The 20,833-nt window shown below is 49.7% G+C and carries 29 protein-coding genes; 2 read left to right on the top strand and 27 right to left on the bottom strand.

All coding sequences use genetic code 11. The annotated features are described in order from the left end of the window. Window positions 1-3: 3 nt before the first annotated feature. From BN98_RS08390 to BN98_RS06235, 20 genes are all read right to left on the bottom strand, one after another. Window positions 4-168 (bottom strand): hypothetical protein, encoded by a 165-nt coding sequence (locus tag BN98_RS08390; RefSeq protein WP_019190627.1) that lies wholly within the window; start codon window positions 166-168, stop codon window positions 4-6. A 14-nt stretch (window positions 169-182) separates the two neighbouring features. Beyond that, window positions 183-539 (bottom strand): hypothetical protein, encoded by a 357-nt coding sequence (locus BN98_RS06325; RefSeq protein ID WP_019190626.1) that lies wholly within the window; start codon window positions 537-539, stop codon window positions 183-185. Between the two features lie 2 nt (window positions 540-541). Further along, a complete protein-coding gene (locus tag BN98_RS06320) occupies window positions 542-1,141 on the bottom strand; it encodes a major tail protein (protein WP_019190625.1) in 600 nt (199 codons plus the stop codon). A 6-nt stretch (window positions 1,142-1,147) separates the two neighbouring features. Continuing rightward, on the bottom strand, window positions 1,148-1,465 hold the full coding sequence (locus BN98_RS06315) for a hypothetical protein (protein WP_019190624.1): 318 nt from the start codon (window positions 1,463-1,465) through the stop codon (window positions 1,148-1,150). Continuing rightward, window positions 1,458-1,841, bottom strand: a complete 384-nt coding sequence (locus BN98_RS06310; protein WP_019190623.1) for an HK97 gp10 family phage protein — start codon at window positions 1,839-1,841, stop codon at window positions 1,458-1,460. Before BN98_RS06310 ends, BN98_RS06315 begins: the two co-directional genes overlap by 8 nt. Next, window positions 1,841-2,173: a phage head closure protein gene (locus BN98_RS06305; RefSeq protein ID WP_019190622.1), complete on the bottom strand. Its 333-nt coding sequence runs from the start codon at window positions 2,171-2,173 to the stop codon at window positions 1,841-1,843. Before BN98_RS06305 ends, BN98_RS06310 begins: the two co-directional genes overlap by 1 nt. Before the next feature lies 1 nt (window position 2,174). Continuing rightward, a complete protein-coding gene (locus BN98_RS06300) occupies window positions 2,175-2,438 on the bottom strand; it encodes a head-tail connector protein (protein ID WP_002563688.1) in 264 nt (87 codons plus the stop codon). Between the two features lie 75 nt (window positions 2,439-2,513). Beyond that, window positions 2,514-3,704, bottom strand: a complete 1,191-nt coding sequence (locus BN98_RS06295; RefSeq protein ID WP_019190621.1) for a phage major capsid protein — start codon at window positions 3,702-3,704, stop codon at window positions 2,514-2,516. 14 nt (window positions 3,705-3,718) lie between these two features. Then, entirely contained in the window at window positions 3,719-4,546 is an 828-nt protein-coding gene (locus tag BN98_RS06290; protein ID WP_019190620.1) for a head maturation protease, ClpP-related, read from the bottom strand. After that, the gene (locus BN98_RS06285; protein ID WP_019190619.1) at window positions 4,482-5,792 is read right to left on the bottom strand and encodes a phage portal protein; all 1,311 of its coding nucleotides are present in this window, start codon (window positions 5,790-5,792) and stop codon (window positions 4,482-4,484) included. Before BN98_RS06285 ends, BN98_RS06290 begins: the two co-directional genes overlap by 65 nt. A gap of 14 nt (window positions 5,793-5,806) precedes the next feature. Continuing rightward, a complete protein-coding gene (locus tag BN98_RS06280) occupies window positions 5,807-7,408 on the bottom strand; it encodes a terminase large subunit (RefSeq protein ID WP_019190618.1) in 1,602 nt (533 codons plus the stop codon). Window positions 7,409-7,542: 134 nt separating this feature from the next. Continuing rightward, window positions 7,543-7,824 carry an Nmad4 family putative nucleotide modification protein gene (locus BN98_RS06275; protein WP_019190617.1) on the bottom strand — a complete coding sequence of 94 codons (282 nt, stop codon included), beginning with the start codon at window positions 7,822-7,824 and terminating at the stop codon, window positions 7,543-7,545. 5 nt (window positions 7,825-7,829) lie between these two features. Continuing rightward, complete coding sequence (locus BN98_RS06270) at window positions 7,830-8,195, bottom strand: DUF7698 family protein (RefSeq protein ID WP_019190616.1); 366 nt, start codon at window positions 8,193-8,195, stop codon at window positions 7,830-7,832. Between the two features lie 132 nt (window positions 8,196-8,327). Then, window positions 8,328-8,504 carry a DUF5049 domain-containing protein gene (locus tag BN98_RS06265; RefSeq protein ID WP_019190615.1) on the bottom strand — a complete coding sequence of 59 codons (177 nt, stop codon included), beginning with the start codon at window positions 8,502-8,504 and terminating at the stop codon, window positions 8,328-8,330. Then, complete coding sequence (locus BN98_RS06260; RefSeq protein WP_019190614.1) at window positions 8,489-8,725, bottom strand: DUF4314 domain-containing protein; 237 nt, start codon at window positions 8,723-8,725, stop codon at window positions 8,489-8,491. The genes BN98_RS06265 and BN98_RS06260 overlap by 16 nt, the downstream gene beginning before the upstream one ends. Further along, entirely contained in the window at window positions 8,722-9,366 is a 645-nt protein-coding gene (locus BN98_RS06255; protein WP_019190613.1) for a hypothetical protein, read from the bottom strand. The genes BN98_RS06260 and BN98_RS06255 overlap by 4 nt, the downstream gene beginning before the upstream one ends. Before the next feature lie 70 nt (window positions 9,367-9,436). After that, window positions 9,437-10,936 (bottom strand): DNA cytosine methyltransferase, encoded by a 1,500-nt coding sequence (locus tag BN98_RS06250; RefSeq protein WP_019190612.1) that lies wholly within the window; start codon window positions 10,934-10,936, stop codon window positions 9,437-9,439. After that, window positions 10,929-12,191 carry a site-specific DNA-methyltransferase gene (locus BN98_RS06245; RefSeq protein ID WP_019190611.1) on the bottom strand — a complete coding sequence of 421 codons (1,263 nt, stop codon included), beginning with the start codon at window positions 12,189-12,191 and terminating at the stop codon, window positions 10,929-10,931. Before BN98_RS06245 ends, BN98_RS06250 begins: the two co-directional genes overlap by 8 nt. Continuing rightward, complete coding sequence (locus tag BN98_RS06240; RefSeq protein WP_040942765.1) at window positions 12,192-12,974, bottom strand: S-adenosylmethionine synthetase N-terminal domain-containing protein; 783 nt, start codon at window positions 12,972-12,974, stop codon at window positions 12,192-12,194. A gap of 9 nt (window positions 12,975-12,983) precedes the next feature. After that, on the bottom strand, window positions 12,984-13,559 hold the full coding sequence (locus BN98_RS06235; RefSeq protein ID WP_019190608.1) for a hypothetical protein: 576 nt from the start codon (window positions 13,557-13,559) through the stop codon (window positions 12,984-12,986). 199 nt (window positions 13,560-13,758) lie between these two features. On the opposite strand from BN98_RS06235, the gene BN98_RS06230 reads away from it, so the two are divergent. After that, a complete protein-coding gene (locus BN98_RS06230) occupies window positions 13,759-14,055 on the top strand; it encodes a type II toxin-antitoxin system RelB/DinJ family antitoxin (RefSeq protein WP_019190607.1) in 297 nt (98 codons plus the stop codon). Continuing rightward, a complete protein-coding gene (locus BN98_RS06225) occupies window positions 14,055-14,387 on the top strand; it encodes a type II toxin-antitoxin system RelE/ParE family toxin (RefSeq protein WP_019190606.1) in 333 nt (110 codons plus the stop codon). The genes BN98_RS06230 and BN98_RS06225 overlap by 1 nt, the downstream gene beginning before the upstream one ends. Window positions 14,388-14,399: 12 nt before the next feature. On the opposite strand, the gene BN98_RS06220 is transcribed toward BN98_RS06225, so the two are convergent. The 7 genes from BN98_RS06220 to BN98_RS06190 all read right to left on the bottom strand — a co-directional run bounded on the left by BN98_RS06220 (window position 14,400) and on the right by BN98_RS06190 (window position 20,611). Beyond that, window positions 14,400-14,777 (bottom strand): HNH endonuclease, encoded by a 378-nt coding sequence (locus tag BN98_RS06220; RefSeq protein WP_019190605.1) that lies wholly within the window; start codon window positions 14,775-14,777, stop codon window positions 14,400-14,402. 137 nt (window positions 14,778-14,914) lie between these two features. Next, the gene (locus BN98_RS06215) at window positions 14,915-15,349 is read right to left on the bottom strand and encodes a DUF1492 domain-containing protein (protein ID WP_019190604.1); all 435 of its coding nucleotides are present in this window, start codon (window positions 15,347-15,349) and stop codon (window positions 14,915-14,917) included. 71 nt (window positions 15,350-15,420) lie between these two features. Continuing rightward, window positions 15,421-16,791, bottom strand: coding sequence for a DEAD/DEAH box helicase (locus BN98_RS06210; protein WP_019190603.1), 1,371 nt, complete (start codon window positions 16,789-16,791; stop codon window positions 15,421-15,423). Beyond that, window positions 16,788-17,075 carry a VRR-NUC domain-containing protein gene (locus BN98_RS06205; protein ID WP_026420941.1) on the bottom strand — a complete coding sequence of 96 codons (288 nt, stop codon included), beginning with the start codon at window positions 17,073-17,075 and terminating at the stop codon, window positions 16,788-16,790. Before BN98_RS06205 ends, BN98_RS06210 begins: the two co-directional genes overlap by 4 nt. A 262-nt stretch (window positions 17,076-17,337) precedes the next feature. After that, on the bottom strand, window positions 17,338-19,542 hold the full coding sequence (locus BN98_RS06200) for a phage/plasmid primase, P4 family (protein ID WP_019190601.1): 2,205 nt from the start codon (window positions 19,540-19,542) through the stop codon (window positions 17,338-17,340). Then, window positions 19,539-19,940, bottom strand: a complete 402-nt coding sequence (locus BN98_RS06195) for a DUF7768 domain-containing protein (RefSeq protein ID WP_019190600.1) — start codon at window positions 19,938-19,940, stop codon at window positions 19,539-19,541. The genes BN98_RS06200 and BN98_RS06195 overlap by 4 nt, the downstream gene beginning before the upstream one ends. Beyond that, window positions 19,940-20,611 (bottom strand): Rha family transcriptional regulator, encoded by a 672-nt coding sequence (locus BN98_RS06190; protein ID WP_019190599.1) that lies wholly within the window; start codon window positions 20,609-20,611, stop codon window positions 19,940-19,942. The genes BN98_RS06195 and BN98_RS06190 overlap by 1 nt, the downstream gene beginning before the upstream one ends. Window positions 20,612-20,833: the final 222 nt, after the last annotated feature.

Below are 20,833 nucleotides of genomic sequence, written 5' to 3'. Positions count from 1 at the left end.
GTGCTAAAAGCGGTCAAAATCTTCTTGTGTGGCAAGCCGCCTGTAACTTGCACTGTCGTTTGCTTTTTCCGTCCACATATCGAGAAGCAGCCCGATGGAAATGAGATCCATGTCCACAATGGGAATGCCGATCTGACAGGCACGAAGCATAAGAAGTGGCGTTGTCATGGGCCGCTCGCTTCTTATTTGCCTTTTTTTGGTGAGACCTCCGTCTTTAAGTTCTCACCCCAAAGGGAGAGGATTTCAGGAAGTACCTGATAGATGGAAAACATCTCAAAGCCGTCCAGCCACTCTTCAATGGAAGCGGGCACGCTTTTGTCTGCGTGCAGCGCCATGATGTAGGCGACGTTTTCAAAAATCTCTAAGTCTTCAACGGGAAAGCCGCCGTCCTCATCTTTCTTGCCCTGATAGCTTTTCTCGAGCTTCGCTAAGTCCTTGAAGATATCTCGTCCGAACTTGGCTCGGTAAAGGCGCGGGATAGCAGCAGACGAGCGAAACTTTACGGGTACACCCGAAACGTCAATGGTCTTTTCAATCATGGTTATTTTCCTCCTGCTGGTGTGCCTGCCTGCGGCACGTAGACCGCCTTATACCAGTTCGCATAGGTTGCAGCATCAGTGCTATCTCCGGTCTTGGCTTTGACAAGGCCGTCCGATCTTGGATCTGCGGTAAGAGACAGGGTTTCCGTTCCCGGCTCAATGGTGTCTTCTTTGGTTTCCGACTCGATGGAAGGACGAGAGGCCGTGCAGTTATATAAGGCATGGCGGATCGCTTTGATGTCGCCGTCAAACTCAAAAAGCAAAGCGAACTTCACAGACTCTGCTGTGTTGGAGTTTTCCACGAGCACCCCTTTGGCATCGAGGGTCTCCTGCAAAATCTCGGTGCGAAACCACTCAGGGATGAGAGCAATCTCGAGATCCCCGGAGTAGCCGTTGTTGGTGACGGTTCTAAAGTAGACAATGCCGTCGGCATAAAAGGGAGAAGATTCGCCTTCCGCGTCTAGCGACAGCGAAACCGCGCCAGGGATGGGTTTTGGTGTTTCGTACGTAAAGGTGGATACGCCGTTCGAGACGGTTTCTGCCATCTTGGCGGCATAGACGTTTTTAATGTTGTATTTGACTTTGTTGTTTTTATTTTCCATGTTTCATCATCCTTTCAGCTCAAATGAATAGGAAACTTCGTAGAGGTCTTCTGCGTTGATATAGACTTCGGCCTTGTCGAAAAACTGATCGTGGCGGATAAGAAGGTCTTCGATTCTTTTTTCGAGCGCACGGTCTTTTTTGTCGGTGTAAAGCTCCAGATAAAAGCGGTTCACGGGAAAATACACCTGACCGTCTGCCGCAAAGTTATGCGACTCCGGCGTTACATAGCAGATAAAGGGCGGATCAGGTGCCTGACCTTCTTCGAAGTGGTCGTAGGCAAAGGGAAGTCCGACCTCTGTCAACATTTCTATGATTTCATCCATCTTTGATCATCCTTTCGATCTCTTTCATAAGCTGCTCCTCACCGATTGTCTCGGCGGGAGCGATATGAGGAATTGCCCTCGTCCTGCCGCCGTTCCGTTTGGCGTGGCCGTGTTCCAAGAGGTGTGCCAGCTGGTAGCGGTTACGAGAGTAGACCGTCACCTGCAGGGCATGGGAGGACTCGGAAGTTTTCTTTTGCGTCCAGCTTTTTTGATAGTCGCCGTGCTTTTTTGGCGCATGCGCCTTGATTTCTTTTTTGGTGGTCGTTGCCGCTTTGGTGACGGCTTGCTTCATGCCTTCCGTTGTCGTTTTGGCATAGGCGTTGAGTTCTTCCATCACGGCATCAGCAAGGCCGGAGATTTTGACTTTTCGGCTCATCAGGTTCTCTCCTTTACGCAGAAAAACTTGATCGCCCGCTTCCTGAAAGATAGGTGGTCAATTTTTTCGATGTCGTAGGCGCAGCCCTGAAAGACGATGCGAAAGTCTGTCGTGTTCATCGCTGCCGTTTCCGTACACCACCTGACCGTCACCGCCATGTCCGCCTTATCCACTTCAGAAGCTGCGATAAAGACTTCGCGACCGCCTTCTCCTGAGATGGTGGCGGCACAGGTGTAGTCGTCTTTCCACGTTTCGATTTGGTTTCCGATGGCATCACTTTCCACGGTTCTTTTTTGGAAGGTGACGGTGACATTGAGAAGAGCGATATCCATATCAGAAGCTCACCTGCCTTTCTCCGAAAAGAAGAGCGCGAAGCGTCAAGGTGAGCGCATGGTGATCGGCTTCTTCTCGGTGTTCGTAGAGATAGGCCACCGTAAAAAGCACGGCAATGCGCCCGTTTTCAAAAGAAGAGAGATCTTCGGTTCGTGCCACGTTTTTGACCAGCTCGGTGGCAGAGGGTATGAGCGACTCGATGAGTGCGTCATCGTCGTCAAAATCCACGCGGAGATAGTTTTTCACGTCTTCAAGGCTCAGCATGCTTCCTCCTTTCCTGCAAGGAAAAGGCGACTCCCTCGTATAAAGAGAGCCGCCTTATGGCTAAGACGTTTATTTTTACGCACCTGCTTTGAGAATCTGCACGGCCTCGGGCAAGATCAGTTTTCCGTCCACACGTTCTTTGGCAACGTAGCCCACCATGCCGTTTCCGGCAAAAAGCTCTCGAAGTTCCTGAAAGCTTCTGGTTCCGCGGTCTCCGATGTTGTAATAGGAAAAATCGCCGAAAGCTACGCCTGCTTTTCCTGTCTCCAAAACAGGGCAGAAGGCAGAGGTCTTAACCGGATAGCCGCAAAGACGGTCCGGTTCTCCTGCCTGATAGCTCGGCTGCCAGATGTAGGCCTGATTGTTATCCTTGAGCTTTCGAAGGGCGGCAAGCGTTGCGTCATTTAAGATAAACGCGGCGTTTTTGCGGTATGGGCGCTTCAAAGAGTAGATGAGCGTCAGGATATCGTCAGTTTTAAGCGCAGTACCCGTGAGTGTGACGGAAACCTCTCCCCCGCCGGTTGCGGCAAAGATGCCAAGCGGCTTGTTTTTGCCGTCGCCGTTTAAGAAGGCATCTTCTTCCGCGTTACCGAGTGCTTTGCCGAACTGGTCGATGATGTAGCTTTCCAAATTGAAAGCATTGTCGTAGAGCAGTTCTTCGGTAACCTTGATCGCTACATGAAGCTTATGGGCATCGAGCACCACCTGATCAAAGGTCGCCTCGCCGAAACTTAAGGCCTGACCTTCCTCGATCCATGCCGCGGCAGGCTTGGTAGCCGCGATATTGATCTTGTGTTCGCCAGACGTGGTGATGGTCGTGGCGAGGCTTCGGAAGATATTTTCTTCGGTCAGCTTGTCAATGAGGCGGCTGTCCCATTCTTCAGGTACCAGATAGCCGCCGTTTTCGTCTTTGCCTTCTTCCAAGATGTTCGAGACGCGCTTAAAGCCGCTTCGCAGGGCAACGAGCATATCCTTGGCATAGGAAGAGGAGGCACGTCCGTGCTTTTCTTCCGTCTCTGTGGAAAGCACGGACGGTTTTGCCGTAAGCGGCGTACCGAGCGGCTTGCTCATCTTGTCTTCGATGTCCTTTTGACGGCACATGCGCTCAATTTCTGTGCTATAGGCTGCGATCTCGGCTTCCATCTTGTCGTAAGCCGCTCCGTCTTCAGCGCTAAGCAGTCCGTCTTTGTCTCGATGGAATTCCAGAAAAGCCTTTGCAGCCTCCCAGGTCTTGGCACGTTTGTTCAAAAGTTCAGTAATCGTCATGGTAGGTTTCCTCCTTAAATAAAGTGTTTGATAAGATCAAGGCGTGTTTCCAAGTCCTTGACTTTATAGCGGTGGGTAATCGGTTCTGCCGTTTGGGCAGGCGTTTTTGCCTCACAGGCCGTCGCATAGTCACAGAGCTTTTTGTTGATGGCGGCTGCGACCTTGCGGCGTGAAAAGAGCATCGGTGTCTCCGTGAGACTTTCAGATTCTTTTCCGTTTAGCACGGCACTCTCACCATTTGTAGGATCTTCGTTCTCGCCTTGAGGATAGAGATCCTGCCTTGATGTGATGCGGTCGGCAAAGTGCAGCTCTACTGCCTTTTCTGCGTTCATCCAGGTCTCTTCATCCATGAGTGAAGCGAGCTTTGCATGAGAAAGACCGCTTTTTTGCTTGTAGGCACCGATGATGGATTCTTTGACCTCGGATAACATCCCGATGGCACGCTGCATATCCTGTGTATCTCCGATGGCCACGGTGGATGGGTTATGGATCATGAGCATGGAAACAGGACTCATGAGAATCTCATCTCCCGCCATCGCAATGACTGATGCGGCGGATGCCGCAAGACCGTCAATCTTGACCGTCACCTTGCCTTGATAGTTCAAAAGCAGGTTATAGATCTGAGCGGCCGCAAAGCAGTCGCCTCCCGGTGAGTTGATCCAGACGGTGATGTTGCCTGTGCCGTCATCAAGTTCGGATTTAAAAAGAGCCGGTGTGACTTCATCGTCAAACCAGCTCTCCTCGGCAATCACGCCGTCCAGGTATAAAGTTCGTGTTTCATTTTCGTTTGGATCGGGACTTTTGTTTTTCGTCCATCTCCAAAATTTCTTCTGTCGGTTCATCGGTATCCTCCTTGTTTTTCGTATAAGCCGATCCCGCATCGGCAAGCTTCACGACATTGCCGTTTAAGACATGCAAATCGCCGCCATCTTCTTTTGAGAGCAGATCCATATCTTCTAAGCGCCTCACATCGTTGACCGAGAAGATGCCGTTTTGTATGCCGGTGGCATAACCTCGCATGCGGCTCTCATAATCGCCTCGCAAAATCCCGTCCACGTTAAAGCGAATGAGATAGTCTTTCTTTTGTTCGGGCAAAAGAAGCGAACGCTGCATGGACTCCTCAAAGCGCACGAGCCACGGACGCAGGGTGTAGGTCATAAACTCCAAAGATTGGTGCTCGATATTGGAAAAGGTCGCATGTTCGAGATCTCCGATCATATGGGGCGGCACGCGGAAGATGCGGGCAATCTCATCGATTTGAAACTTACGCGTCTCAAGAAACTGCGCGGCTTCTGGTGAGATGGAAATCGGCGTATAGGTCATGCCTTCTTCCAAAATGGCGACCTTGTTGGAGTTCTGCGATCCGCCAAAGCCCTGCTCCCAAGACTGTCGGATCTTTTCCGGGTCTTTCACCACGCCTGGCATCGACAAAATACCGGAGGGGTTGGCACCGTTTTTAAAGAATGCCGCACCGTATTCTTCGGTGGCCATTGCCATGCCGAGAGCGTTTTTCGCCATCGCAATCGGGCTGTAGCCGACAAGACCGTCAAAGCCCAAGCCCGGGATATGGAGTACCTCAGAAGGAGAAAGCCTTACCCGTCCGTTTTTAAGCGTTGGAGCATCGCTTTTACTGACCTGATATTCGTAGTAAAGAGTGCCATTTTCATCCCGGTCAACCGTCATTTTGTTGGCCATGAGCGGGTATAGGGCGACAACTTCACCTTTGCCGTTTCGGATAATCTGTGCGTAGGCGTTGCCCCACAAGAGCAGATGGCACATGAGGGTTTCTCGGAAGACAAATGAGGTCATCTCCGGATTCGGCTCATCGTGCAGCAAAAAGTAAAGGGAGATGTCCGTCGCTTTCTCTTTGCCGGCATTTCCTTTGAGGCGAAAGAGATGAAGCGGAAGACCGGCGACCGCCTCAGCTAAAACTCTTACACAGGCATAGACGGCAGTAATCTGCATGGCAGAGCGCTCCGTCACCGCTTTTCCCGATGTGGTGTGCCCGAAGTAAAAGCGAAAGGCAGAGCCGGCGGTTTGATCTTTCGGCTTATCTCTTGAATGAAAAAGTGATTGTAAAAATCCCATAGGCAAAATCTCCTTTACAAAAATAAAATGCCGCGGCTGTCATAGACTGACTCGCTCGTGTCGCATCCCATGCGGATCGCTCGGTCGAGTGCCATTACAAGCGCAACGGCACCGTCGACTTTCTCGGTGGATTTGGCTTTGTCGATTTTGATATTTCCAGCAGGATCGGTTCGGATGAAGATGTTATCCATCATCCAGCGAAGGACGGGTTGTCCGCCGTGTGCGAGGCGCTTGGAAAGCACGAGGTTCATCAGTTCTTTGGTGGGAGGCGACATCGAAGCAAAGCCCTGACCGAAAGGAACGACCGTAAAGCCGATGTTCTCTAAGTTCTGCACCATCTGAACGGCTCCCCAGCGGTCAAAGGCAATCTCTCGAATGTTGAAGCGCTCGCCTAAATGCTCGATGAATTTTTCGATAAATCCGTAGTGGATGACATTTCCTTCCGTAGTCTGCATCGCACCTTCTTTGATCCAGATGTCATAGGGCACATGGTCACGGCGCACTCTTAATTCCGCATTTTCTTCGGGAATCCAAAAGTACGGAAGGATAGTGTATTTCTCGTCTTCATCACGAGGCGGAAAGACCAGCACAAAGGCGGTGATGTCGGTGGTGGATGAGAGGTCAAGGCCTCCGTAGCAGATTCTGCCTTCGAGTGCCTTTTCATCCACATCAAAGGCACAGGCGTCCCATTTGTCCATCGGCATCCAGCGGATTGATTGCTTTACCCACTGGTTCAGGCGAAGCTGACGAAACAGGTTCTCCTCGGCAGGGTTTTCTTTAGCCTGCAGGAAGGCGGCTTTCACCTTATCCAGTCCCACCGTGATGCCAAGGGAGGGATTGGCTTTCTTCCAAACCTCAATATCTGACCAGTCATCGCTTTCTTTAGCACCGTAGATTACGGGATAAAAGGTTGGGTCATGCTTTTTGCCGCGCAGGATATCCAGTGCTTTTTGATGCTGCTCATAGCAGATGGAATGGGTATCGGTTCCTGCGGTAGTAATCAGAAAGTAGAGCGGCTGCATGCGGGCATCGCCCGAGCCTTTGGTCATGACATCAAAAAGCCTTCTGTCCGGAGCGGCGTGAAGCTCGTCGTAGACCACGCCGTGAATGTTTAAGCCGTGCTTGGTATAGGCCTCAGAGGAGAGTACCTGATAGAAGCTGTTGGTCGGCTTATAGATGAGCCGCTTTTGTGAGGCTAAAATCTTCACGCGCTTGGCAAGAGCCGGCGACATCTTCACCATGTCTTCTGCCACGTTAAAAACAATCGATGCCTGCTGACGGTCGGAGGCGCATCCGTAGACTTCGGCTCGCTGTTCACCGTCCCCGCAGCATAAAAGAAGTGCTACAGCTGCAGCAAGCTCGGATTTTCCCATCTTTTTGGGGATTTCGATGTAAGCGGTGTTGAACTGGCGGTAGCCGTTTTCCTTCACGATGCCGAAGAGATCCCTTATGATGCGTTCCTGCCAGTCGATTAGCTCAAATGGCTTTCCCGCCCAGGTCCCTTTGGTGTGCGAGAGGCACTCGATAAAGGAGACGGCATAGTCGGCTTTTCTCCTGTCATAGTGAGAAGTCTCTGCCATGAACTTGGTCGGCTTATAGTTTTTCAGTTTTCGCATTGGCACGGGCGCCGCCTCCTTTCAGGGCAAAATAAAGGACCGCCAGCCGACGTGTTCGGCATGCGATCCGGTATCAGTACGAGAGAAAGAGCCATTCGGCTCAGTCTCCCGGAATATTCATTCTCAGGGTTTTCTTATTCTGCGTGGCTCATCGCCCATGCTATGGCGTGGCCATCATCTTCGAACTCGACCTCGCTTACCGAGTGAAGTCCGATGGTTCCTTCGCAGCTGGTGTCGTCTGTCAGGAACTCGTAGGTTGCTCCGAAGTAGCAGGGCTTATTCACTCCGTTGTAGTAGTAGCCTGCCATCAGGATTTTGTCTCCGAACCGCAGCGTCTTGCTCCAGCGGCATTCCAGATCCTCCGGTGTGGTCGGGTTCGGAAGTCTTAAGGTTCTCATTGCTTCATTGATTGTCATTCTCTTTACGCCTCCTTTACCGTCATCTTGAAGGCCGGGATGAGCGTGTGCTCGTCGCTGCCGAAGTGGGTGTAGCGTTCCTTGATCTTTACGATCCCGTCCAGCGTGCAGCCGAGCTCCTTGAACTTGGCGATGGTGAGGATCAGGCTTGAGAAGGTGGAGCTTATCGTAAATTCCTTCACTCCCAGCTTCCTGCAGTCTGCGAGGATTGTCTCGATGTCGTCGTCCCAAATGACCTCGGCGAAGTTCGGCAGGTCGTTTCCGGCTTCCTTGCTGTAAAGGTAGGCCTGCCCCAGCGTCCACTGGCATCCGATCTCTTCCCAGCGCATTCCGGGCTTTGCGTTTTCTATGGCTTCGATTGTGTACTTCATGGTGGTTCCTCCTTGTGGTTGTTTTTCCTTTTGGTATGTACATATATCACTCTAAGCGCCTGTAATAGCAAGTTATTTCTCGAAATATATGTGACAATCCTGCGGGAAGTTTTGAGGCCTAAATTGTGTACTTTACGCCTCGCCGGTCAGGATGAATTTCGCGTATTCTGACCGGTGATCCTCAAGGTATAAAACCAGCTCGTAGAAGTCCCGCTCAAAGGCAAGCCGCTGCACAGTATTGACATCAAACATGTTCGTAAGACCGCTGTCCCTTATGGCAAGGATCTGTTCTTTTACTTTTTCGTCCATTTCTGAATTCTCCTGATTTTATCAATCCCGAAGATGACGTTTAGACCGGAGCCGTTATCCCAATCCACGAGGATGGAGCCGGTATCATCGACTCCTGTGACGGTGCCGCGTGTTCCTGCAGGCGGTGCCTGTACGTCGTCCATGTGAAGAAGCTCCACACGGCAGCCTTTAGGAAAAGTAATCCGCAGCAGTTCCAGCGTTTCTTTCGTTGGCATTTTCATTTTTCTGCCTCCTTCTGGTACTTGAAAGCGGAGGAGCCTTGAAGATGGCTGAGCAGGATTTTCCTTGCTTCCTTGTAGGAATCACCGATCATCCCAAGGCGCAGAAGAAAACAGCGAAAGTAGTATTTTTCGTTTTCGACTGCGTGGTCTTTGCCAGTGATGCGCTTGGATTCCTTTGCCGCCTTGCCCAAAAGGGAGATGAAGGCGGTATAGGCGGAAAGCTCTGCAGAACTTGGCATCTCGGAAAACCACGGGAAGCTGATCTTTTCCTCGTCCACCTCAAAGGCGACGCTTTCTGTACCAAGTGCATGCTTGATGATGCTTTCTTTTGACGTAAGAATCTCGGAGAGCCTTTCGAGGTTCTCATCGGTGAATTTGTTTCTTGGAAGCGAGATCGTCACCGCCATGTTTTCCTGTTCCTCCGGCACAAAGCCGTGTTCCGATAAAGTCAGCAGGATGCTGTTTTCCTGCTCTGCGTCTTTGACGCTGAGCACGCCATGATTGTCCAGTGTGATGTGCTCGCCAATGTGGTAGCAGAAGGTCGGCGCTTTGGTGCAGGTGGCTTTCTCTTTTGTGAAGTCTTCCAAGGCTTTCACCAGCGGCCGCCTTGCCGAGCCTGTTAAATTGAAGTGGTAATCCATGTCTTTATCCTCCTTTGCAGGTGTTTTCTTGGTATGTCTATACATCACTCTTACCGGGAGGAATAGCAAGTTATTTTTGCAGGTAAATACCACTATTCTTTTTGATTGCGGCAAGTACGAAGATGGCGCACGGAAGCGCGATGCCATTTCCCCAGAGCTTGTAGGCGGCACTGTCCGAGTAGGGATTTTTAAGCCACTTTTTGATCTGCTTGTCGCTTTTTCTCTGGATGGACATTATATCGGTGTAGCGGTCAAAAATCTCACGCCAGAAGGTAAACTGAGCCTTGCTCGGATTTTCTTCTGCAAGACCATCGCACCAGCCGTCCGGAAAGCCCTGAAGCCGGGCACACTCGGTCGGAGTGAGCCTCCTTACGATATAGCCGCTCTCGTTTTCGGTGGCAACGGCACCCGGACCTTTGGCAACCATTGTCGGCTGGCATTCTTTTTCCACGGCAAAGTCGTAGGCGGCGTTTTGCCCCTGATTAAAGGAAGCCCGGTCAAGCCCATAGGAAAGAACCGCCATGCCGCCTTGATTGCAGACGGGATCGGAGCCTCTCGTATCCAGTGTGCGGGAGGTCTCGGTTATCTGGCTGTTGTCTTTGATGTCCGAAAACATCGCCTTGTTCTTCTTGGAGCAAAGCGAATAGGCGCACGGCAGATCAACCACAAGTGGCTGATTGTTTCCGCCCGTGCCGAAACGGGAGACGATGGTCTGCGCCGTATCATTGGGGCCTGTGTATCTTGCGTCCTGTCCGTGGTTTTCAAAGATCAGCGGAGGATGGTTTGACTGTGCACGCAGGGTTCCCGTGACATCTTCTGAGATGTCCATGCGCGATCCTCCCTGATCGTTTAGAACAAGCTTGCCTGTTTCATAAGCGCCTCTCTTAGGATTTCCGGCAGGTCTTTTCCTTTCGTCTTGGCACGCCTCAAGATCCCCAAGCACGCTCTCGGACTCAAATAATATTTTTCCGGCACTTGTGTCTCCAAAATCTGCGACAAGAAAGATTCTCTTGCGTCTTTGGGGGACTCCGAAGTGCTGAGCATCAAGTACCCGCCAGCTGAGAGAAAAATGATCTGCCACGATCTCTCCGGCGGCATGCCACTTTTGAGGTCGAGGCGCATCAAGCGTATATCCTTTGACGGAGAGGAAGGCTTCAAGGACTTTTTCGAAGTCCGCTCCTTTGTGGGAGGAGAAAGCGCCCGGGACATTTTCCCAGAGCGCGTATTTTGGGTAGTTCCCATTGGTTTTCCACCTCATTTCTTTGATGATTCGTATCGCCTCATAGAAAAGCGACGAACGGGAACCTTCAATCCCGCTTCGTTTTCCGGCGATGGATAAGTCCTGACAGGGACTGCCGAAGGTGATGATGTCAACAGGCGGCAAATTTGCTCCGTCAAGGTTTCGCACATCTCCCATGTGAGCCACGAAAGGCAGTCGTTTGGATGTCACCCGTATGGCAAAAGGCTCGACTTCCGATGCCCAGAGCGGTTTCATCCCGACGGTAAGTCCGGCAAGTTCAAAACCTCCCGATCCGGAAAAGAGGGAGCCGAGCGTTAAGACGTTACTCATCAGTTGCCTCCCGTTCTTTCAGAAGGTCGGCATAAGGGGTGTCTTTGCCGTCTCTGTGACAGATGATGCCGTCCGTTGTTCCTTTCAGCTCGGCATAACGAGCACAGGCCACATCGACGTATTTCGGTTCCAGCTCAATCCCATAGCAGATGCGGCCAAGCTCCTCGCAGGCGATGAGCGTCGATGCGCTGCCTAAAAAGCCGTCCAAAACAAGAGCGTTGGTTTGTGTGGACTGCTTGATGAGGTGCGCGATCAGCGGCACCGGCTTGGAAGAGGGATGCCCGAATCCTTCGGTTTTGGAGTTTTTCACCGAGTCAAAATCAAAGCAGGCTTTCTGCTTCTGGTCACCGTACCATTTGTGTTTTCCGTCTTTTCGCCAGCCGTACAGGATCGGCTCAAAATTAAACTTCCAATCGGTACGCATGAGAGGGGCCCGCTCTTTTCGCCAGATAAGGCCGGCTCCGAGCTTAAAGCCCGCATCATCAAAAGCATCGTAAAAAATACGAGATTTAGATGTGGCATAAAACTCATAGATCGAGGCGTCTTTTGCCATTGCTTCTTTGAAACAGGTAAAAGCCTTCATGAGGAAGTCGTAAGCTTCTTTATCGGTGAGATCATCGTTTTTGATCTTTCCGGACGCGGATTCGAGGTTCACAAAATACGGTGCGTCCGTGCAGACGAGATTCACCTTGGTATCGCCGAGCAGTGCCTTGTATGTCTTGGGATCGGTTGAGTCTCCGCAGATGACGGTGTGCCTCCCGATCGTCCAGATGTCGCCGTGTTTGGTGATGGCGGGCTTTTGAAGCTCTGCGTCTACATCAAAGTCATCTTCGGTGATTTCATCTTCGGAAATATCCATCAAAGCGGAGAGTTCCTCGTCATCAAAACCTAAAAGGGAGAGGTTAAAGGCTTCACCGGATAGGTCAGATAATTCTACCGAGAGCATTTCCTCATCCCAGCCGGCATTTAAGGCTAAGCGGTTGTCTGCCAAGATGTAGGCACGCTTTTGCGCATCGGTTAAGTTTTCGGCAAAGACACACGGGACGGTTTTGTAGCCTTCCTCACGGGCTGCCGCGATACGTCCGTGTCCGACTAAGATGTTGAACTTGTTGTCAATCACAGCCGGTGAGATAAATCCGAACTCTCGAAGCGAGGCGCGAAGCTGTGCGATCTGCTCCGGTGAGTGTGTTCTGGCATTTCTCGCATAGGGAATGAGCTTATCGATTGGAACTTGAGCAAATTTTGTCGTATCCATCTAAATCAGCCCCCATTCCGCAAATTTCTCAAAGCCTCCGACTGCGCGAATGTAGTCTCGGGCAATTTCTACCAGCTCGGCATACGGCTTGCCGTCAACAAACGCGTCTCCGATGGCGCAGGAAAGATGAATCGGTTTTCCGCTTTTCTGTGCCAGAAGATGGGCGTAAATATTAAGCGTCACATCGGCTTTGGAGAGATCTTTTCCGTGAAGACCACCGCCGGTGACGGAAGATCCCATATCGGATCCGAGTTTTCGGTTGGTCGCTCCGGTATCCACGTCCGTGCCGCCCGTCCAGTCGCCTAAAGGATTGACGATGGCGTTTGGATAGGCCGCTTGGAGCTTTTTCGTTTCAACATGAGACTGGCAGATGACAAGTTTTTCTCCGTCTAAGATGTATTTGCCGTCTGTCGGATATGCGGCATAGATACTTTTGGCAATTTCTGAGAGTTTATTTTCTTCTTCTGTGATGGGAAGTCCTAAGAAGATGCCGTTATCTCCGCAGCGCAGCTTCCAGCATTGGTTTTTGACCAAATGTATGTCTTGTGGGACGAGCTTAATATCTACAGCTACATTTCCGGCAAGACGACGCACAGTTTTTTCAAGGTCTGCCTTTGAGATCAGCGTGCTTGTTTCCGCAATGATATGGCAGATGCCGTGACCGATCAGGACTTCGACGGCAATCTTGGGGTTTGTCTCGCTTGCATAAGCAAGGTCAACAATGGCTCCCGCGATGCGGTCTGCAACTTTATCGGGATGTGCAGGATTTACTTTTTCAAACATTTCTTCACCTCATTTCTTTTCTCGGAGCAGACGCTCCATCAGGTCATCCTGAGGATCGCCGTCGAAGGCTTCCGTGCAGTTTTGCTTGATGATGTCGTAGATTTCATACCAGAGAAGGTTTGCCTGCTTCTGAAAGTTGAGCGAGAGCTGCACGAACGGACTGGCAATGGCAGCACCGGTCGTTGGATGTTTGCCTAAGAGTCCGTATTTGCTGATAGCAAGCTCGCACTGGATAAAGCGGGCAAAGGCTGTCGAGTAACTTTCAAGAAGACGGCGGTTAATGAGCTTTTCGCAGCCGCGTGCCTGAAGCCACTCCCACGTCTCTTTATAGATTAGGTCAGCGCCTAAAGGCTCCCCGTCCCTTTGTTGAGCAGAAAGGTAGGAAGATGGCTCAGGCATATCCGCTCCTTCAAGTTCCACACCGTCTGTCATGTCTTCGCCGTAGAGTTCTGCGATCGGATATTCCGCACGCGGGAACTCAATGTGTGTCGCTTTTTGTCCTTTGCTGATTTTGTCGGCAAGTGCATCCGGCTTATGACCCGCTTTGATGCGTCTTCCGCCTCGGTTGGTTCCATCTTTTGCCACGAGGTATTCCTCCTTTCGGTTCGTAAAAATCATCTTTGGGTTTAATAGGGCGTTTGAATTAAAAGTTCTTTACACGACCCTGCCGCACCGTTCCCGGCCGGAAGGCTCACAGAGATTTGACCCGCCCCCACGGTCATTTTTGTATTGCAATCTGCAAAACAATGTAGTACAATCTTTTTAAAGAAGGAGGTGCAGAGCCATGAAAGACGCAACGGTAAGTGCACGTGTTGAATGCGATGTGAAAAATGAAGCAGAAGCGATCCTGCAACAGCTCGGCATTCCCACATCGGTGGTTATCAATTCTTTATATCGGCAGATTATTTACAGGCACGGCGTTCCGTTTTCCTTAACGCTTCCATCCGCGCCGAAGGCGGCAGATGAATTAAGCAAAGCAGAACTTAATGCCAAGCTTGAACACAGCTATGCCCAGTCTATCCGTGGCGAAGGAAGACCGTACGATGAAGTTTTTGATGATCTCGAAGGAGGTATCAGATAGTGGATGCCTATCAGGTCATCATTACGCCTGACGCAGAACATGATCTTACGGAACTTCGAGATTACATTTCCTACGTACTGCTTGTTCCCGACACGGCAAGAAGCTATCTGCAAACGCTCAGAGAAGCGATCGGAAAGCTTTCCTACCAAGCAGGAATCTTCGCACCCATTCCGGATGAGCCGTGGCATTCACGAGGTATTCGGAAAACAAGTGCTAAGAACTTTTACATCTATTACCGCATCGAGGAGAATGCGAAGCGTGTCTACGTTCTTAACGTCATCTATGCCAGAAGAGATCAACTCAATATGATCAAGCGAATGAAAACAGAATAACGAGTTGGAAAGTCACTCCTTCCGGGGTGGCTTTTTGTTATGCCAGCGATCTCCCATAAGTGCCGTGATTCTCGAATGGCACTCATGACAAAGCGCTTCAAGGTTGTCTTCCTTGTGCGTTCCGCCCCAAGAGAGTGGAGTGCGGTGATGCACCTCTGTTGCTTTGGTGTAACGTCCTTCTTTCAGGCATTCCTCACATAAAGGATGCGCCGCAATGTAGCGGTCCCGGATTCTTTTCCAAGCATGACCGTATTTTCTCTTGGTGTTTTTGTCGCGGTTATATTTTTCGTAGTCACGGTTATATTTCTTTTCGTGTTCTTCGCAGAACCGGCCGTCCGTGAGATTCGGACAGCCGGGATAAGAACACGGCTTTTTTGGTTTTCTTGGCAATCCGCACCTCCTTTTTGGCATGAAAAAAGCTCCTCGGGGATTTCTCCCTTTGGAGCTTTCGTTTTATATTTTTCCTGACTATATATTACCACGTCAGGGCATGTGGCATGTTGTTGCAAAGTGTTGTAAAACGTGCATTATTCCAGCTCAATCGGACATTTGGGCATCTTAAAGTGCTGCAGGGCACGTCCATGCCATCTCCAGACTGTTGTGCGGTCAGCATGCAGTGTTTCGCCGATTGCTTCCCATGTCATACCATCCATGTAGCGGTACTGAAGCACGAGTCTCTCGTCGATATTTTTCACCGTTGCAATCGCATCTTTGATCTGTTCTTTAAGGTCATAAAGTATCGACAGCTCATCAGCAATGCGTTCTTCGATCTCCCACGCTTTTTCCAGCACGCGGATAAATGGTGCATCGATAGAACGAGTGGTTTGAATGGGATCCTCCCGGTAGCGAAGTCCTGAGACGCTTTCGGACATCTCCCGCAGATTTTTGACTTCCTCAATGGTTGCATTAATTCTCTGGTCAAGGCGGTAGGCTTGGCGCAGATATTCTTTTGGTGTCAGCATTTTTATTCCTCCGTGAAAACAAGTGATGGTTTCCCTCGGATTGACGGAGGTTGACTCTGATTGTCTTAGATTTACTTGGATTGTCCTAAGGTTGCCTTGACCGCATCAATTAAGGCTGCCTGCGTTTTGTCTTTGTTTTTCAGTACCGTGAGGATATGTTCATCAATGGTGTTCTTACATACGATATGAGAAATCACTACGGTGGCAGATGTTTGCCCTTGCCGCCAGAGCCTTGCGTTGGTTTGACTGTATTGTTCCAAGCTCCAAGGAAGCGAAAACCATACAAGCGTTGAGCCGCCGGCTTGAAGGTTAAGCCCGTGTCCTGCTGATGCGGGGTGAATCAGCCCGACAGCGACCTTGCCTTCATTCCATGCTTGGATGGAGTCTGCCTTATCGAGCTTTCGGTAGTTCACCTTGAGCTTCTTGAGCCTATCTTCGATACGCGTTAGGTCGTGCTTGAAGTTATAGGCGACAAGAAGTGGCTTGCCGTTTGCCGCTTCAACCATGTCTTCCAAAACGTCGAGCTTATGATCATGGAGATGAACGACTTTCCCATCATCGGCATAGATCGCACCGTTTGCCATCTGAGTAAGCTTTCCGGTGAGAACGGCGGCATTGGAGGCCGTGATTTCATCTTCTTTGACTGACAGCACCAGTTCCTTTTTCAGCTTCTCATAGTCAGCGTATTCACAGTCGGTCATTTCGACTTCGTGCGTGACGCTGATAAGCTCGGGCATCTTCAGGAAGTCTTTTGCCTTCATGGAAATGGTGATATCTGATATTGCTCGATAGATGGCCGCCTCTGCTTCCGGCTTTGGCTTGTAGGAAAAGATGACCTGCCCGTTTCGAGCGTCCGGGACAAAGTAACGCTCCCGGTAGTGAGAGATGAAGCGTCCGAGCCGTTTTCCCATATCGAGGAGCTTGAACTCCGCCCAAAGATCCATGAGCCCGTTTGCCGCAGGCGTACCTGTAAGTCCCACGATGCGTTTTATCTTGGGACGAACTTTCATGAGAGCCTTGAAGCGTTTGGCCTTATGATTCTTGAAAGAAGAGAGTTCATCGACCACAACCGTGTCAAAGGAAAAAGGAAGTCCTGATTCTTCAATGAGCCAGGAGAGGTTCTCCCGGTTGATGATGGTGATGTCTGCGCCCTGAAGGAGCGCGGCTTTTCTCTCTGTTGGCGTTCCGACGGCGACCGCATAAGTCAGCATGGAGAGGTGATCCCATTTCTTGATCTCGGATGGCCACGTTTCTCTTGCGACTCGAAGTGGGGCTACGATTAAAATGCGGTGAGCTTCAAAGCGATCAAAGAGAAGGTCAAGTATGGCACTAAGGCTGATGACCGTCTTGCCTAAGCCCATATCCAAGAGGACTGCAGAAACATCGTGCTCTTCGATATAGCGGGTGGCGTATTTCTGGTAGTCGTGGGCTATGAACTTCATGTGGCATCACCTCCAATCTTTGTGAGTATTTCTTCGATCTGCTCTTGGTCGCCCAAGACGAAAACCAGAAAGCCTAAATCCCTTAGTTGTCTGTGCCGTACCAGCTGGAGCGGTCTTGGCTTTTTGCCGGGAGCTTTTACCTCGACAAAACCGATATGGCCGTTAGGTAAAAGCACGAGCCGATCCGGCATGCCGTCAAAGCCGGGACAAACAAGTTTTAAACACAATCCACCTTTGGATTTAGCGGCTTTGACAAGTTTTTGTTCGATTGATTTTTCATTCATCACTTTCTCCGTTTCGTTAAACACGTAAGCCGTCAGGCGATAAATCTGATATTTCAAGGCAAGGAGCAATTTTTCCTGCTGCTTCATCAGGGATGGGTATGGAGGGCGATGGAGGCCACGTAACATATCTATATTTTTCAAAATCATCACTACATATAGATGAGTTGATTTTTATTTATGCGATAGATATAAATGGCTTCCATTGCCTTCCATAAAACCACGAAACTTATTGATATAACTGGGTTTTCTCGTGTTTTTGAATTTAGAATCGTCCTCCATTAAGAACACCGTTTTGTTTCAGGTGAAGCCCTATCCATATGTTGCCTTCAGCGGTTTTTTGCCAAGTAAAACCTTGTGCTATCAGAACTCGCTTAAAATCAGCAGAGCTTCTTTTGTATTCACCGATCTCATCACAGTGCTCACGGTACTTCTCATAAAGCTCACCCGCTTTTTGGGTAGCTGTTTTTTCTTCCTCACAGCAATCACTTAAGAAATGGCTGATCCAGTCGTTTTCTTCACGGTAAGCATTCATGGCATCTTTGACGCATTTTGGTGGGACAAGTTTGTAGTCGGCATCAATGTATTTCTTTGCTCCCGCAATCATCCACGAGAGGATTGCCCCGCCGCATTGCTCGGACAGCACCTTGGCATAGTTCTTAATTTCTCCCTTGGCACCCCTGAAATTTGCCTTTAGAGGAATAACGATCAGGCGGTCCCAGGTGCCTTTGTCGATGGTCCCAACTTTGGGCAGATGGTTGGTATAAAGCACCGTCGTATGTGTCGGGATAAAGTTAAAAGGTGCTTCAAATTTTTTCTCAGCATGGATGGGATCTGTGCTGGAGAGATTTTTCAAAGAGCCTGAGTCGAGCCTTTTCCCTTCGGGTAGCTCGGCTGCGAGAATAAGCCTCTTGTTGTGTGTCTCGGCAAGCTCCGCACCTTTGTTCTTGGTCGGCTTTACGGTTAACAGCTCGGCGGAGATGGTACCGGCGTAGTCTCCTAAAACATAGAACTTGGCGTTATTGAAGGTGGATTTACCGTTTCCGCCCTCACCGTACTGGATCACAAGATTCTCATTTAAGACTTCTCCGATGCACTCTACACCGGATTCCAGCTGCAGATAATCTTCGAGAGCCTTGTCTTTGCAGGTGAAGTCACGAAGGAACCGGAGCCATTCGTCCATACCTTTGTCATTTGGTGACACAGCACAAATTTTGGTGCAGTAGTCCTTCGGATCATGCGTCCGCAGTTTTCCTGTGCGAAGATCCACTGTCCCGTCCGGTGTATTTAAGAGAAAACCGTCTTGATCAAGCCTTTTCACATCGACTTGCACCATCGGTTTCAGTTCGGTGATGGTTGCCTTGATGTTGGAGGATTTCCTGCGGCTTAAGACAAACTTGTAGAAGGCTTCCGCTTTTTCCTGTGCCTCTTCGCTTTCCGCTTCGTTCACCATTTTCCACGCAAGGCAGAGCTGCTTATGGGTAAATCCCTGCAGCGCTTTCTGCACTAAGAGGTCATCGTCTTTCCAGACCTTTCCCGTGAAATAATAGAGACCGAGACCTTTGACATAGATGACCTTGTCAGTAGCCGCTTCGAGAAAGGCTTTTGCCTGTCCGACATCAGTAAAGTCAGACGGGATGAGACTTTCTTCGAATTCCATGCTGTTGTATTCGGCAGGCGAGATATAGTTTTTATCCGCTTTGATGGTGCTGTTGTAAAAACCGACTGCGCTGTTCCAGATGCTGGCGAGCTCTTCTTCGGAAAGGGGCGGTGTGCATTTTTTTGCTTCCTCAAGATAGGCTTCATGCGCTTTATTGTCATCGGTGCCATATTTCTTGAGCACCAGCCCGGCAAAATGGGACATGGTAGTGTTTCGCGCGCCTTCTGTGATCTTGGCATTGGCACGGCTCATAAATTCATCAATGTCAAAAGCACCATCGAAATATTCAACCTGTGGATTCTCAACACCGAAGAAGAAACGTGCTGCATCGAGAGCACCATCATCGAAGGCGGGAAACCTTGCCCGCACTTTTTTCTTAAGGCGGTTATATAGCTTCGCATCGCTTATGGAAGTTTTCAGAGGAAAGTAGATGTGAAACTTGGGACGCGCGGCTTTTCCGTCCTTTTCCTTCATGTTATTTCGGGAATAAACCACAAAAAAGCGCACGTCAGGATATGCTGTTTGAACGTCTTTCGGAGTCTTCCACTCAGCAGGCGGAATATCTGAAGCTAATGGATCGGATGAAACATTGTCGCAGTCCAGCGGCAGGCAGTCGGATTCTTGAAACGTTTTATTGCTCCGGTAACCTTTGATAAACTTCTTGCGCTGGTTATAGCCGTCCTTGTAAATCGCACAGACATGATCAAAGGCAGCGACCTTTTTCAGGTCGTCTGCCGTATTGATCTCTGCAGTAAAGGGATAGCTGGTATTTGTTTTCTTGCCGCGAACATTCGAATAGCTGATTCTCATTCTTCAACCTCCTTCAAGTCCTCGGTGAAACAGCGAACGTTTCGCCTGTGGTATTTGGCATATCCGATCTCTTTGGTCATGCCGAGAGAGGGTTTTCCAAATGCCCAAAGCTCGGTGCATTTGTCGATCAGGATTTGTCCGAAGAAAAGAGCCAGCTCACGTTCGCTTTTCTCATCCATAAACTGCGGATACATGAGATGAGGCACGATCGGGATAAAGCCCTGATCAACGGCAAAGCGGGCATAGCGCTTGGCGGCTTCGGTGTTTTTCTCAACATCTCCAGTATAAGGAGAGGCGATATAGACAAGGGGCATATAGGGATAGCGATGCGTCTTAAAGATTGCTTCATAGGCGGTAGGATCCGCGTAGCCTTCTGCGTTTTGATATAGGTTTTCCATCAGCGCACCTCCTTGATTTGTAGTTTCATGGCATACCATTCGAGGTAGCGTTTTCGTTGCTGAAAATCAGGGACGGCAACAAGCAGTCCGACATCGACTTTTTGCAAAATGTTGAGCATGGAGATTTCATCTTGCGAAAGATACGGACGTATGGATGTTCCTTTATCGATGCCGTGTACTTCTCGGTAATGCTTGGCATCCATGCCAAGCACGATGCGGTTAAGCATATTGCATTCGTTCGAGTAGTGATATGGTTTCGGGTTGTCATGGAGAAGCCGGATGTTTTCCGTCAGCAGTGGGAACTCCTGTCTTGCCGATACCAGCGTTTTGATGAAGGTTTCCATTTCGTTGAAACGCTTGATATAGAGTTCTTTGAACCGCATTGCCTTTTTGCCGGTGTATCCCATTGCCAACATGGTGAAACCATCACGAGTTAAGTAGTAACAGGGCAGTTTTCGTCCGGTATTGTCCTTATAACTACTGAGCTCAAAATTGAGCTTAACAAATTGTTCACTCAATCCAGATTTGGATTCAGTGAGTTTTTGAATGTCGCGCAGGATATGGAAGTGTTCTTTCTCGAAAAATTGCGCAATTGCTCTTGAATCGACACGAGCTGTGTCATGGTTGTCTGCGAATACTCCGTATTCGTCTTTTGGAATTAGTTCTTGCATTAAAAACCTCCGTTTCTACAGATGGAGGGAGCACCATTGCTGCCCTCATCACTTCCTGAAGAAACGGAGATGGTTTGGACGAACTTTTTAGAGAAAATAAAAAACATGCCACTGCTCAGATTGCTAAAACCGCAAAAGGGGGTAGCGAAAAGTGACACCCTTGAAAACTCAATAACAAAGTGTTATTGAGCAGCATCGCTCTCATAGAGTGAACGAAACGTT

This window comes from Levyella massiliensis (assembly GCF_000308275.2).
GTDB classification, from domain to species: Bacteria; Bacillota; Clostridia; order Tissierellales; family Peptoniphilaceae; genus Murdochiella; species Murdochiella massiliensis_A.
Note: the sequence above shows the minus strand (reverse complement) of the source record. Positions and strands in the feature narration are given on the sequence as shown.

Coding starts and splice junctions, on each gene's coding strand:
- BN98_RS08390 (WP_019190627.1), bottom strand. CDS start 168: ATGACAACGCCACTTCTTATGCTTCGTGCCTGTCAGATCGGCATTCCC.
- BN98_RS06325 (WP_019190626.1), bottom strand. CDS start 539: ATGATTGAAAAGACCATTGACGTTTCGGGTGTACCCGTAAAGTTTCGC.
- BN98_RS06320 (WP_019190625.1), bottom strand. CDS start 1,141: ATGGAAAATAAAAACAACAAAGTCAAATACAACATTAAAAACGTCTAT.
- BN98_RS06315 (WP_019190624.1), bottom strand. CDS start 1,465: ATGGATGAAATCATAGAAATGTTGACAGAGGTCGGACTTCCCTTTGCC.
- BN98_RS06310 (WP_019190623.1), bottom strand. CDS start 1,841: ATGAGCCGAAAAGTCAAAATCTCCGGCCTTGCTGATGCCGTGATGGAA.
- BN98_RS06305 (WP_019190622.1), bottom strand. CDS start 2,173: ATGGATATCGCTCTTCTCAATGTCACCGTCACCTTCCAAAAAAGAACC.
- BN98_RS06300 (WP_002563688.1), bottom strand. CDS start 2,438: ATGCTGAGCCTTGAAGACGTGAAAAACTATCTCCGCGTGGATTTTGAC.
- BN98_RS06295 (WP_019190621.1), bottom strand. CDS start 3,704: ATGACGATTACTGAACTTTTGAACAAACGTGCCAAGACCTGGGAGGCT.
- BN98_RS06290 (WP_019190620.1), bottom strand. CDS start 4,546: ATGAACCGACAGAAGAAATTTTGGAGATGGACGAAAAACAAAAGTCCC.
- BN98_RS06285 (WP_019190619.1), bottom strand. CDS start 5,792: ATGGGATTTTTACAATCACTTTTTCATTCAAGAGATAAGCCGAAAGAT.
- BN98_RS06280 (WP_019190618.1), bottom strand. CDS start 7,408: ATGCGAAAACTGAAAAACTATAAGCCGACCAAGTTCATGGCAGAGACT.
- BN98_RS06275 (WP_019190617.1), bottom strand. CDS start 7,824: ATGACAATCAATGAAGCAATGAGAACCTTAAGACTTCCGAACCCGACC.
- BN98_RS06270 (WP_019190616.1), bottom strand. CDS start 8,195: ATGAAGTACACAATCGAAGCCATAGAAAACGCAAAGCCCGGAATGCGC.
- BN98_RS06265 (WP_019190615.1), bottom strand. CDS start 8,504: ATGGACGAAAAAGTAAAAGAACAGATCCTTGCCATAAGGGACAGCGGT.
- BN98_RS06260 (WP_019190614.1), bottom strand. CDS start 8,725: ATGAAAATGCCAACGAAAGAAACGCTGGAACTGCTGCGGATTACTTTT.
- BN98_RS06255 (WP_019190613.1), bottom strand. CDS start 9,366: ATGGATTACCACTTCAATTTAACAGGCTCGGCAAGGCGGCCGCTGGTG.
- BN98_RS06250 (WP_019190612.1), bottom strand. CDS start 10,936: ATGAGTAACGTCTTAACGCTCGGCTCCCTCTTTTCCGGATCGGGAGGT.
- BN98_RS06245 (WP_019190611.1), bottom strand. CDS start 12,191: ATGGATACGACAAAATTTGCTCAAGTTCCAATCGATAAGCTCATTCCC.
- BN98_RS06240 (WP_040942765.1), bottom strand. CDS start 12,974: ATGTTTGAAAAAGTAAATCCTGCACATCCCGATAAAGTTGCAGACCGC.
- BN98_RS06230 (WP_019190607.1), top strand. CDS start 13,759: ATGAAAGACGCAACGGTAAGTGCACGTGTTGAATGCGATGTGAAAAAT.
- BN98_RS06215 (WP_019190604.1), bottom strand. CDS start 15,349: ATGCTGACACCAAAAGAATATCTGCGCCAAGCCTACCGCCTTGACCAG.
- BN98_RS06210 (WP_019190603.1), bottom strand. CDS start 16,791: ATGAAGTTCATAGCCCACGACTACCAGAAATACGCCACCCGCTATATC.
- BN98_RS06205 (WP_026420941.1), bottom strand. CDS start 17,075: ATGAATGAAAAATCAATCGAACAAAAACTTGTCAAAGCCGCTAAATCC.
- BN98_RS06200 (WP_019190601.1), bottom strand. CDS start 19,542: ATGAGAATCAGCTATTCGAATGTTCGCGGCAAGAAAACAAATACCAGC.
- BN98_RS06195 (WP_019190600.1), bottom strand. CDS start 19,940: ATGGAAAACCTATATCAAAACGCAGAAGGCTACGCGGATCCTACCGCC.
- BN98_RS06190 (WP_019190599.1), bottom strand. CDS start 20,611: ATGCAAGAACTAATTCCAAAAGACGAATACGGAGTATTCGCAGACAAC.